Below are 11,887 nucleotides of genomic sequence, written 5' to 3'. Positions count from 1 at the left end.
CGCCACGCGAAGGGCTGGTCCGCGATATGCACCGGGCCCGGACGAGAACACTGCGCCTGGTCGATATCGATGACGCGGAACTGCATCGCCAGTACGACCCGCTGATGAGCCCGCTGGTCTGGGACTTGGCGCACATCGGCCAACAAGAAGAGCTGTGGCTGCTGCGCGGCGGGAATCCAGGTCGGCCCGGCATCCTGTCCGGCGCCGTGGAACACCTCTACGACGCCTTCGTGCACCCCCGCGCCAGCCGAGTCGACCTGCCGCTGCTGTCCCCGGATCAGGCCCGCAGCTACTGCGGGACGGTGCGGACGGCTTCGCTTGACGCGCTCGATCGGCTTCCCGACGAGGCGGAGCACAACTTCGTCTACGGACTGGTGGTCAGCCACGAGAACCAGCACGACGAGACCATGCTGCAGGCGCTGAATCTGCGTAGCGGTCCAGCACTGTTGCTGGAGACTCGCACCCCGCCGCCAGGACGGGTCGGGCTCGCCGGAACGTCGGTCTTGGTTCCCGGCGGACCGTTCGTGCTCGGCGTCGACGCGGCCGACGAGCCGTTCTCGTTGGACAACGAACGGCCCGCGCACGTGGTCGACGTACCGGCATTCCGCATCGGCCGAGTTCCGGTCACCAACGGCGAATGGCAGCAGTTCGTCGGCGATGGCGGTTATGCGCAGTCGCGGTGGTGGTCGTCGCGTGGCTGGGAGCATCGCGAAAACGCCGACCTGACCGCACCGCAGTTCTGGCATGCCGACGGGCAGACCCGGACCCGGTTCGGTCATGTCGAGGACATTCCCGCCGACGAACCGGTTCAGCACATCAGCTACTTCGAGGCGGAGGCCTACGCGGCGTGGGTCGGAGCGCGGCTGCCGACCGAACGCGAGTGGGAGAAGGCGTGCGCCTGGGACCCGCAGCGCAGCGCGCGTCGTCGATTTCCCTGGGGCGCCGAGGAGCCGTCACCGTCACATGCCAACCTCAGCGGGGACGCGCTGCGCCCGGCGCCGGTCGGCGCCTATCCGGGCGGCGCATCGGCCTATGGGGTCGAGCAGATGCTCGGCGACGTGTGGGAGTGGACCAGTTCCCAGCTCGAGCCGTGGCCGGGCTTCACACCGATGATTTACCAGCGCTATTCGGAGCCGTTCTTCGGCGGCGACTACCGAGTGCTGCGGGGCGGATCGTGGGCGGTGGAGTCAGGAATCGTGCGGCCCAGCTTCCGCAACTGGGATCACCCGTACCGCCGGCAGATCTTCTCCGGGGTCCGGCTGGCGTGGTCCGTCGACGACGCAGACCCGGGGGGCTCCCCCTGATGTGCCGCCACCTCGGCTGGCTGGGACGCGAAACCTCGGTGTCCTCCCTGGTGCTCAACCCGCCGCACGGACTTCGGGTGCAGTCGTATGCCCCGCGTCGGCAAAAGCACGGCCTGCTTAACGCCGACGGTTGGGGCGTGGGTTTTTTCGACGGCGCCACGCCGCGGCGCTGGCGCAGCCCCGCACCGTTGTGGGGGGATGTTTCTTTCGATTCCATCGCACCGGCGCTGCGCAGTCACTGCGTGGTCGCCGCGGTGCGCTCAGCTACTGTCGGTATGCCGATCGAAGCCAGTGCGACAGCGCCGTTCACCGACGGGCAGTGGCTGCTGTCGCACAACGGTGTCGTCGACCGCGACGTGCTGCCGGCCAGCGCATCCGCCGAATCCACTTGCGACAGCGCTGTTCTCGCGGCCCTGATTTTCACTCGCGGCGTCGGCTCACTGGGCCAGACGATCGCCGAAGTAGGTGCCGCCGACCCTGACGCCCGGCTGAACATCCTGGCGGCCAACGGATCTCGGCTGTTGGCCACCACCTGGGGTGACACCCTGTCGATCCTGCGCCGCGATGACGGACTGGTGCTGGCCAGTGAGCCTTATGACGACCAGCCGGGCTGGGAGGACGTCCCCGACCGCCACCTCGTCGAGGTCACCCCCGAGCGGGTGACCATGACCGATTTGAACCCAACGAAGGGATAGTGATGACGCTGACGTTGTCCAACCACCTGGCCGCTGACTCGGCGTACGAGGCCTTGTGCCGTGACGTGCGCGCCGGACTGCAGAGCTCACCGAAGTCTCTGCCGCCCAAGTGGTTCTACGACGCGGTGGGCAGCGACCTGTTCGATCAGATCACCCGCCTGCCGGAGTACTACCCCACCCGGGCCGAGGCGGAGATCCTCCGTGCCCGTGCCGCGGAGATCGTCTCCGTCGCCGGCGCCGACACGCTGGTCGAGTTGGGCAGCGGAACGTCGGAAAAGACCCGGGTGCTGCTCGATGCCCTGCGTGACGGGGGAGCGCTGCGGCGGTTCGTCCCGTTCGATGTCGATGCGAGTATGTTGTCGGCAGCCTCTGAGGCGATCCAAGGCGAATACCCGGGTATCGAAATTGCCGCCGTCTGTGGCGATTTCGAGGAACACCTGGCCGAGATCCCGAACGGTGGCCGTCGGCTGTTCGTGTTCCTGGGGTCGACGATCGGCAACCTCAAGCCCGCTGCGCGTGCGGAGTTCCTGGCCGGGTTGGCTGCGGCGCTGCAGCCCGGCGACAGCCTGCTGCTGGGTACCGACCTGGTCAAAAACACCGGGCGGCTGGTTGCGGCCTACGACGATGCGGCCGGAGTCACGGCCCAGTTCAACCGCAACGTACTCGCGGTGATCAACCGGGAACTCGACGCAGACTTCGACGTCGACGCGTTCCGCCACGTCGCCACCTGGAACGCGGTCGATGAGCGGATGGAAATGTGGCTGCGGTCCGAGCTGGCGCAGCGGGTTCACATCGCGGCGCTGGATATGACCGTCGACTTCGATGCGGGGGAACAGGTCCTCACCGAGGTGTCGTGCAAATTCCGGGCCGAAGGCGTCGCCGACGAACTCGCGCGGGCGGGTCTACGGCTCACCCAGTGGTGGACCGACGCGGCCGGCGATTTCGGGTTGTCGTTGTCGGTCAAGTGAACGCCGGCCTGGCCGAGGCCTGGCGGGCTGCCCGCCCGCCAGCCGCCGGGCTACACCTGGATAGTGCTGCGTGCTCGCGGCAGAGCTTCGCCGTGCTTGATGCGGCCGCCCGGCATGCGCGACACGAAGCCGAGGTCGGTGGGTACGTGGCGGCCGAGGCGGCCACACCGGTGCTCGACGCCGGTCGCGCTGCGGTCGGCGTGCTCACCGGGATGCCCGACGCACAGGCCGTGTTCACCACCGGCTCGCAGCACGCACTGGATTTGCTGCTGTCCAGTTGGCCGGCAGGTGGCCGGACGCTGGCCTGTCTTCCCGGCGAGTACGGACCCAACCTGGCGCTGATCAGCGTGCATGGCTTCGATCGCCAGACGCTGCCGACGGATGCCGACGGCCGGGTGGTGGTCGAGGAGGCCGCGATCAGCCTGGCCGCCGCACCACCGGATCTGGTCCACCTGACCGCCGTCGCGAGTCACCGAGGCGTGGTGCAGCCGTTGGCCGAAATGGCAAGTATATGTGGTGAATTGGGGCTTCCGCTCATCGTCGATGCCGCGCAGGCGCTCGGGCAGATCGACTGCACGGTGGGCGGTGTGGACGCGATCTATGCGTCGTCGCGTAAATGGCTGGCCGGACCGCGCGGCGTCGGCGTGCTGGCCGTGCGGCCGACGTTGATGCAGCGGCTGCAGCCCCGGCTGCCACCGAAGGAATGGGCCGGGTCGTTGTCCAAAGCCGACCGACTTGAACTCGGCGAGGCCAATGTGGCTGCGCGAGTCGGCTTTTCAGTCGCGATCGGTGAGCATCTGGCTGCGGATCCAACCGCCGTGCGTTCCCGGCTGGCGGAGGTGGGGCGGGTCAGCCGGACCGTCCTCGCGGACGTGCCGGGGTGGCGGGTGGTCGAGGCGGTCGACGAGCCGAGTGCCATCACGACCTTGGCGCCCGTCGATGGGACCGACCCGCAGAAGGTCCGCGGGTGGCTGATCGCCGAGCGCCGGATCGTGACGACAGCTGTGACGGTTCAGCGCGCACCCCTGGAGTTGACCGGCCCGGTGCTGCGGATCTCGCCGCACGTCGACACCACTCACGACGATCTGGAGATTTTCGTGGCGGCGCTCGCCGACGCTAGTGCGCACGTGTAGCAAAACCCGCATCCCGCAGGCAGCGTGACGGGCGACCCTGAGGGCTCCGCAAGTCTCAGTAAGATCTCAGGTGAATACCGTCTGTTTTACCTGTTAAACCGGTATTGACAACCAATGCGGCGCTGCTTAGCGTAAGTGCCCTCAGCTTTTTCACAGCAAAGTTGAGTAGCTCGACCGCGCTCTTCCGCACTGTCCCGATTCCTATCCCGCTTTCAGATAGATCAGGGGAAGAAATGAACACCAATCAACGCTGTGCGATGCTCACGATTAGCGCACTCACCGGTGGCTTGCTCGCGGCGGCGTTCCTGCCGATGGCGGTCGCCTTCGCCGACGACTATGACTTCACGCCCGATACCGCGACTTTCATTCCCAAGCAGGTCGAGGGATACCCGCCGCTCATCGACGAAGTGACCGGAGCCGAGAATTGGAAGATCTTTGACCTTACGACCAACACGACGTTTGTAAATGGTTTCGCTGGCACAGACACCGAGACGACGATCGGGTCCTTCACCAACGACGATTATCTGACGAGCACGAGTTTCACCGCGTTTGGTACCAGTGTCACCTTTTTCGCGCCGGCCGGTACACAGATCGACCTCGCCAACTTCGGCCTTGGTTTCGAAAACGAGTGGATCGATATTCCCAGCGGAGCCGACGCCGGAACTTCGGACCTGTTCATCACGCCGTTCGGGGATTTCTCGCTTTTCGGGACAGCTTTTTCAGAACTGTCCACCGCACTCACGCCTTAGCCGACCTTGTGCGCGGACAGTAGATACGCCGGCAACTTCATCCGGTCCTTTTCATCGCGCTCGTGCTCGGGCATCGGCACTTCGGAATCCGGCGGCGCCGGCGGAATGAAGGCGTGAATGAACGCCGGCCGAATCTCATCGATCTCCCAGTATTTGCTTACCGCTGAACGTAATTCGTCCTCGTCGACCTCGTTGGGCTTCTGCTCCCACTCGCCCGGGAACGCGCCCTTGGCGAATACCAACATGAAGTAGCCGGCCCCGTCGGCGGCGGCCCGATGCACCGCTTGCAGATAGCCGTCGCGGCCCTCGATCGGCAGCGAGTGGAACAGCGTGCTGATGCGTCTGGGTGGCGGATATGTCGGTCAACCCGGTCAAGTTGCGAATCGTGCCGCGTAGCAGCCTGCACCGGCTCGTGACACCGACAGCCGACTATTGGCGCATTGAGTTGTCGGCGGGGGCCGCGCTAATTCCCGTCAGCTAAACGCAACAGCACCTCAGCGAGCGCCTGCGGCCTTGAAAGCATCGGTGAATGACTCCCCGGCAGCTCTACGATGTCTGCGCCAATGTTGTGGGCTGTCCGCTTCGACCATGCGGGGTTGACGAGCCGATCCTCGCTGCATACCACGGAGGTACTGCTCACCGAAGGGTGTTCGGTCAGCGAGCATGGCATCGTCCACGGGTGTCCCGACTGGGGTCGCAGATGCTCGATGGCTGCGGCCACAGTCGCTTCGTCGCAGTCGGCGTAGAACACCGTCCGGACGAAATCGAAGTCTAACCACACAGTCCGCAATTGCGCGTCGGGCTCACTCAATCCGTGGAGCCATCCATCCGCAAATTCCGTACTAATCATGTCGGGCTGCGTCTGCCATTGATCAAACAGGCCGATTCCGCCCTCCGGGGGTGTGGCGCACACATACACCAAATGCCGCACCGGCCGCCGAGCCGGAAGCAAGGCCCCTGTGGCACCACCCAACGAGTGAGCTACCACCATCACGTCGTCGTCACATCCGCGAAGAGCGTTGCAAACGAAATCCGCGTAAGCATCGAAGTCCGCAGACCCGTCGTCGCTCGGCAGATCGGGGGCGACGACTTGATGTCCTGCCTGCTGGAGGAAAGGAGTCAACCGCTCCCAACACCACGCGCCGTGCCATGCACCGTGCACTAAAGCGAAAGTCGCCATGCCGGTGAGCGTAGAGCCCCATATTCCTTTCGGCAGGTGAAAACAGCGTCAGGCCGACCTGGCTTGACGGCGGCTCGACGGCCTGGTCTTCAGCACCGACAAATCACGCGCACGCGCATTGGGGCTGAACTGCGGCCGAAGGCTCCAAAAGATCAGGATCACAGGTGAATCAGCAGCGTGCTGTCGACGATGGTGTTGAAGCGGCCGTCGTGCCCGCCGAACGCGGTTGTGTCGGTCTGCTCGAATGTGGCGGTGCTCAGCCCGCGCTACTGAGCTGCTTTGGTCGCGGCGACAGCGGTCGAGGTGAGGTCGACGCCGTGGACGGTGTAGCCGTCGGCCGCCAGCGCCAGCGACAACTCGGCGTAATCGCATCCGGCGTCGGGGACATCGCTGCGGAACTTTCCTGCTGCGCTCAGCGCGGCAAATTCGGGTTGCGGCTCGCCGATGTTCCACGGCGGCGGCCCCTCGAACGCACCCTCCTCACGATATGCGCTATCCCAATCCATCACTTCATTGGTTTGTTGCGGCGTGGAAACGCCTAGCTTTAGCCGGGGGCGGAAGCGCCGCTTCTCCTTTCGATGTGGTGTCGGTAGTCGGGGCTAGGTTTTCGGTGTGTCGCGCTATCGGTTGCTTCCGACTGCTGAGCAGACGGCGGTGTTGGCCGGGCATTGCCGTCATGCCCGGTATGTGTGGAATCTGGCGGTCGAGCAGCAGCAGCATTGGCAGCTGGGCCGTCGGGCGCCGGGCTATAACGAGCAGTGTGCGCAGTTGACGGCGGCGCGCACCGAATACGCGTGGTTGGCGGCGGGTTCTCAGACCGTGCAGCAGCAGGTGTTGCGGGATTTCGCGCAGGCGATGCGCAACTTCTTCGACGGCACGCACCGGCGCCCGAGGTGGCGCAAAGCCGGTGTGCACGAAGGATTCCGGCAAGTCGCAGTCAAGGCGCAGCATATCGAGCGGCTCAACCGGCGCTTCGGGCGAGTGTGGGTGCCCAAGATCGGCTGGGTGCGGTTTCGCCTGACCCGCCCGGTGCCGGAGGGGGTGAAGTCCTACCGGGTGACCTGTGACCGTATCGGGCGCTGGCATATCGCCTTCGCGGCCGTGCCAGAGCCGATCGCTGGTCCAGGTGATGGCTCGATAGTGGGCATTGATCGCGGGGTGACGGTGGCGGCGACTCTGTCCACCGGAGAGCTGCTGCATGTGCCCGGCCTGGGCCGCGGTGAGGCGATCCGGTTGAGGGTGCTGCAGCGTCGGTTGGCCCGCGCGCGGCGCGGTTCGAATCGGCGCGCTCGCACAAAGCTGGCAATCGCGAAACTGAAAACCAAAGAGTCCGCCCGGCGCAAGGATTGGGTGGAGAAACTCTCCACCGAGATAGCGGGTCGTTTCGACACGATTCGGATCGAAGCCCTCGATGTGCGGGCCATGACGCGCAGCGCACGCGGAACTGTCGAGAAGCCCGGCCACCGAGTTGCCCAAAAACGCGGGCTTAACCGGGGCATCAGCCGCAGTAGCTGGGGTCTGCTCGCCACCCGGTTGCAGCACAAAGCCTATGGTCGGGTCGAGCAGATCCCGGCCGCCTACACGTCGCAGCGCTGCTCGGTGTGCGGGCATGTCGCTCCCGGAAACCGCAAGAGCCAAGCGGTGTTCGAGTGCCAAGCCTGCACTACAGGACCGTGCAACGCCGACGTCAACGCAGCACGCAACATCGCCGCCGGACGGGCGGTGACAGCACGGGGAGACCTCGGCATCAGCCGGTCTACGAACCGTGAACCTCAACTGCGTTCTCCTGCCGCTTAGGTAGTGAGGGTGGGTTGGAATCCTCTGGCTTCAGCCACAGGAGGACGTCAATTGCCATGTGCTCCAACCTACTCCGGGACGTCCCAGGTGTGGACGGGCTCGTTGCTGTGCATGTGGTCGCAGTAAAACCGCAACATTTCGGCCAGGGCGGCTGGCCTGGCCAGACCGCGTTGTTCCAGTGCCCGCACGGCGGCGACCTGCCAGCTCGCGCCGTTGCTACGGGCGCGGGCGCGGCCTTCGATCACGCCGAGCAACCGATCGCGGATCTCGGCGGCCACGCCCCAACGGTCCAGCCCGTCGTACGCCATCGGCAGCAGTTCGTCGAGCACTAACTTCGCGGCACCGATCGTGTCGAAGCCCGGCCAGTGCAGTTCTGCTTGCATGCCACGCCGGGCAGCCTCGGTGAAATTACGTTGGGCTGCAACGAAGTCCATCTTGGTCCAGACCTGGCGGTCCTGGTCGGACAGCGCGCGCAGCATGCCGTAGTAAAAGGCCGAGTTGGCGAGCATGTCGATGACGGTCGGCCCGGCGGGCAGCACCCGGTTCTCCACCCGTAGATGTGGCCGCCCCGCGACCACGTCGTACACCGGCCGATTCCACCGGTAGACCGTGCCATTGTGCAACCGCAATTCCGCCAGATGCGGGGTATGTCCGGCTTCGAGTTGGGCGACCGGATCTTCGTCGGACACCTCCGGTAGCAGCGACGGGAAGTAGCGGACATTCTCCTCGAACAGGTCGAATATCGAGGTGATCCAGCGTTCGCCGAACCACACCCGTGGCCGTACCCCTTGGGTTTTCAACTCGTCGGGCCGCGTATCGGTGGACTGCGCGAACAGTTCGATGCGAGTCTCCGACCACAAGTGGTGGCCGAAAAAGTAGGGCGAGTTGGCGCCCAGCGCGAGCTGCGGTCCGGCCAGTACCTGTGCGGCATTCCAGGTGGTGGCGAAGTCGTCCGGCGACACCTGCACATGCAATTGCGTGCTGGTACAAGCGGATTCGGGTGCAATCGATGTCGACTTCGTGCTGAGTGGTTCGGGCCCATCGATGTCGATCTGTAGGTCCTCGCCGCGGGCCTTGAAGATCGAGTCGTTGAGCGCCACATAGCGCGCCGACTCACTCATCCAGCCGCTGGCGAGATGTTCGGGCATCAGCGTCGGCAGGATCCCGATCATCACAATGTGGGCGCCGTCGGCGTTGGCCTTGGTCTCGGCGGCGTTCAAGCTGGCCCGCACTTCGTCTTCCAGTTGCTCACTGGTGTCGCCGGCCAGCGGGCGCGGCGGCACGTTGAATTCGATGTTGTATGCGCCTAATTCGGTCTGATACGCCGGGTCGGCGATAGCGGCCAATACGTCCGAATTCGTCATCGCCGGTTGGTAGGCGTCGTCGACCAGATTGCATTCGATTTCCATGCCGGTGAGTGGGCGATCGAGCTCGAAACTGGACTGCGCGAGCATCGTCTCGAAAACATCGAGGCACAGTTGCACCTTGCGTCGGTACTCCTGCCGGTCCACCCGCGTGTAGGTGGTCCGCTTGAGGTCTTCGCCCACAACGCTGATGCAACCGGTTTGCTCGGTGCAGCGCAACAGAACAACCAAATGACCTGTTGGGACGGCTGATTGCCGGCGTCTGTCATCTCGGTGAATTCCGACCTGCGGCATTGACGCTTTCGTAGGATACTTACAAAATATCAGCTCTGCCTCACGCACTTCACAGGAAAAGATTCGGGGGCCGGCAATGGGTCGCAACTACCGCCGCATAGCCGCTGTGACCGCGGCAACCATGATCGCGTCACCAGCACTTGCACTGTGGTCCAGTTCGATTGCGAACGCCGACGACTTGTCGTCCATCGGGCCGATCGCGATCGGCGGGTACACCGAAACGCTGACCTACGACACCACGACCGGAGGATTCGACAACTATTTGGTCGGCAACTACGACGGCTACCCGTACGACCTTGACGTCTACGTCGATCCCTCTGGGTCGGGCAACAGTGAAGTGCTGCTGACCGTCCCCCTGCTGTTCCAGGGCGGTTTCACCGACATCGACGGGACGATCTCGCCAATTTCGTCGGTGTTGAATCCCGCTGACTTTCTCAACTCCGACATCGGTCTGATTGACCTCGGAGGTACGCCCGACCCGGCGTTGGGTGTCGTTTCGCTAGGGCCGTTCGATCTGGGCGGATACGAGGACACGTTCAGCATCAACTCGGCCAATTTCGCCATCGACAACTTCGCCACCGGGTTGTCCAACGGGTTGCCATTCGACCTGGATTTCGCCACCGGGGCGCCAGGCTCGAATACGTCCGATTTCCTGCTGACGGTTCCGCTGCTCTTCCAGGCCGGTGTGGAGGACGTCGCCGGTGCGATCACCCCGATCTTCTCGATCGACTACGCCGACTTCCTCAACCCCGACTTCGGCCTGAGCTTGATCGGCGGTCTCTGACCGACCGCTTCCCGCGTAGTCCATGATGGACGTCGAACGCGGGAGGAAAGCAATTGGCCGAGTTCATCGCTTCGATCGACCAGGGCACCACCAGCACTCGCTGCATCATTTTCGGGCACGACGGCAGCGAGGTGGGCCGGCATCAGCTCGAGCATGAGCAGATCCTTCCGCGAGCCGGATGGGTCGAGCACAACCCGATCGAGATCTGGGAACGCAGCACATCGGTGCTGATGTCGGCACTCAACGCCACCAACTTGTCGTCGAAAGACATAGTCGCACTGGGAATCACGAACCAGCGTGAGACAACGCTGGTGTGGAACCGGCGCACCGGCCGGCCGTACTACAACGCGATCGTCTGGCAGGACACCCGCACCGACCGGATCGCGTCGGCGCTGGGCCGCGACGGCCGCGGCGATGTCATCCGGCACAAGGCGGGACTGCCCCCGGCAACGTACTTCTCCGGCGGCAAATTGCAATGGATCCTGGAGAACGTCGACGGTGTGCGTGCTGCCGCCGAGCATGGCGACGCGCTGTTCGGCACCACCGACACCTGGCTGCTATGGAATCTCACCGGTGGCCCGCGGGGCGGAGTACACGTCACCGATGTCACCAACGCCAGCAGGACCATGCTGATGAATCTCGAAACATTGGACTGGGACGACGAACTGCTGTCTTTCTTCGACATTCCGGCCACGATGCTTCCGACGATCGCGGCATCCTCGCCGCTCGAGCCCTACGGACTCACAGCAACGGACGGCCCAGTGGCCGGCGAGGTGCCGATCGCCGGGATTCTCGGCGACCAACATGCCGCCATGGTCGGACAGGTCTGTCTGAAGCCCGGCGACGCCAAGAACACCTATGGCACCGGCAATTTCCTGCTGCAGAACACCGGCGAGACGATCGTCCGATCGGGCAACGGGCTTTTGACCACCGTGTGCTACCAATTCGCCGACGCCAAACCCGTTTACGCTCTTGAGGGTTCGATTGCCGTCACCGGCTCTGCGGTGCAGTGGTTGCGGGATCAGCTCGGCATTATCAGCGGGGCGGCGCAGAGTGAGGCGCTAGCCCGCCAGGTCGACGACAACGGCGGGGTGTATTTCGTGCCGGCGTTCTCGGGATTGTTCGCGCCGTACTGGCGCTCGGATGCGCGGGGCGCGATCGTGGGGCTGTCACGCTTCAACACCAACGCGCACCTGGCCCGCGCAACATTGGAGTCGATCTGCTATCAGAGCCGCGACGTGGTCGATGCGATGCAAGCCGATTCCGGTGTGCGCCTTGGGGTCTTGAAAGTCGACGGCGGGATCACCGCCAACAATCTATGCATGCAGATCCAGGCCGACGTGCTCGGTGTCGAGGTGGTGCGCCCGGCGATGGCCGAGACGACGGCGTTGGGCGCCGCGTACGCGGCAGGCTTGGCGGTCGGCTTCTGGTCGGGCCCGGATGAGCTCCAGGCCAACTGGCACGAAGGCGATCGGTGGACGCCGGCCTGGACCGAGCAGGAGCGCTCGGTGGGATATGCCGGATGGCGAAAAGCGGTGCAGCGCACCTTGGATTGGGTCGAGGTCACCTGACGCCAACGGTGGGGACCAGCTGATGCCGGCCCCCACCGCGTGCGGGGT

10 protein-coding genes and 2 pseudogenes are annotated in these 11,887 nt (G+C 64.7%); 8 read left to right on the top strand and 4 right to left on the bottom strand.

All coding sequences use genetic code 11. The features are described 5' to 3' along the window. Positions 1-26 precede the first annotated feature (26 nt). From egtB to ACQY5A_RS06585, 5 genes are all read left to right on the top strand, one after another. A complete protein-coding gene (gene egtB, locus ACQY5A_RS06605) occupies positions 27-1,304 on the top strand; it encodes an ergothioneine biosynthesis protein EgtB (RefSeq protein WP_428339925.1) in 1,278 nt (425 codons plus the stop codon). Further along, positions 1,304-1,999 (top strand): ergothioneine biosynthesis protein EgtC, encoded by a 696-nt coding sequence (egtC, locus tag ACQY5A_RS06600; protein ID WP_428339584.1) that lies wholly within the window; start codon positions 1,304-1,306, stop codon positions 1,997-1,999. Before egtB ends, egtC begins: the two co-directional genes overlap by 1 nt. Positions 2,000-2,001: 2 nt before the next feature. After that, positions 2,002-2,967, top strand: coding sequence for an L-histidine N(alpha)-methyltransferase (gene egtD, locus ACQY5A_RS06595; protein ID WP_428339583.1), 966 nt, complete (start codon positions 2,002-2,004; stop codon positions 2,965-2,967). Continuing rightward, positions 2,964-4,100 carry an ergothioneine biosynthesis PLP-dependent enzyme EgtE gene (gene egtE / locus ACQY5A_RS06590; protein WP_428339582.1) on the top strand — a complete coding sequence of 379 codons (1,137 nt, stop codon included), beginning with the start codon at positions 2,964-2,966 and terminating at the stop codon, positions 4,098-4,100. Before egtD ends, egtE begins: the two co-directional genes overlap by 4 nt. Before the next feature lie 104 nt (positions 4,101-4,204). Further along, positions 4,205-4,849, top strand: a complete 645-nt coding sequence (locus ACQY5A_RS06585) for a hypothetical protein (protein WP_428339581.1) — start codon at positions 4,205-4,207, stop codon at positions 4,847-4,849. Here ACQY5A_RS06585 and ACQY5A_RS06580 read toward each other — a convergent pair. The 3 genes and pseudogenes from ACQY5A_RS06580 to ACQY5A_RS06570 form a co-directional block, all read right to left on the bottom strand. Then, a pseudogene (locus tag ACQY5A_RS06580) lies at positions 4,846-5,184 on the bottom strand (SAM-dependent methyltransferase); the annotation flags it as partial. The gene ACQY5A_RS06585 and the pseudogene ACQY5A_RS06580 sit on opposite strands and share 4 nt — an antisense overlap. A gap of 128 nt (positions 5,185-5,312) precedes the next feature. Further along, positions 5,313-6,029: an alpha/beta fold hydrolase gene (locus tag ACQY5A_RS06575; RefSeq protein ID WP_428339579.1), complete on the bottom strand. Its 717-nt coding sequence runs from the start codon at positions 6,027-6,029 to the stop codon at positions 5,313-5,315. A gap of 173 nt (positions 6,030-6,202) precedes the next feature. Then, positions 6,203-6,535 (bottom strand): annotated as a pseudogene (locus ACQY5A_RS06570) (methyltransferase domain-containing protein); the annotation flags it as partial. A gap of 106 nt (positions 6,536-6,641) precedes the next feature. Here ACQY5A_RS06570 and ACQY5A_RS06565 point away from each other — a divergent pair. Further along, complete coding sequence (locus tag ACQY5A_RS06565; protein WP_428339578.1) at positions 6,642-7,826, top strand: RNA-guided endonuclease InsQ/TnpB family protein; 1,185 nt, start codon at positions 6,642-6,644, stop codon at positions 7,824-7,826. Positions 7,827-7,894: 68 nt separating this feature from the next. On the opposite strand, the gene ACQY5A_RS06560 is transcribed toward ACQY5A_RS06565, so the two are convergent. Then, positions 7,895-9,373, bottom strand: a complete 1,479-nt coding sequence (locus tag ACQY5A_RS06560) for a glutamate--cysteine ligase (protein ID WP_428339577.1) — start codon at positions 9,371-9,373, stop codon at positions 7,895-7,897. Positions 9,374-9,590: 217 nt separating this feature from the next. On the opposite strand from ACQY5A_RS06560, the gene ACQY5A_RS06555 reads away from it, so the two are divergent. Beyond that, a complete protein-coding gene (locus ACQY5A_RS06555) occupies positions 9,591-10,268 on the top strand; it encodes a hypothetical protein (RefSeq protein WP_428339576.1) in 678 nt (225 codons plus the stop codon). Positions 10,269-10,321: 53 nt separating this feature from the next. Beyond that, on the top strand, positions 10,322-11,839 hold the full coding sequence (gene glpK, locus ACQY5A_RS06550) for a glycerol kinase GlpK (RefSeq protein WP_428339575.1): 1,518 nt from the start codon (positions 10,322-10,324) through the stop codon (positions 11,837-11,839). Positions 11,840-11,887: the final 48 nt, after the last annotated feature.

Source organism: Mycobacterium sp. (genome assembly GCF_965277065.1).
Taxonomy (GTDB): domain Bacteria; phylum Actinomycetota; class Actinomycetes; order Mycobacteriales; family Mycobacteriaceae; genus Mycobacterium.
This window is presented reverse-complemented; position numbering and strand designations above follow the sequence as displayed.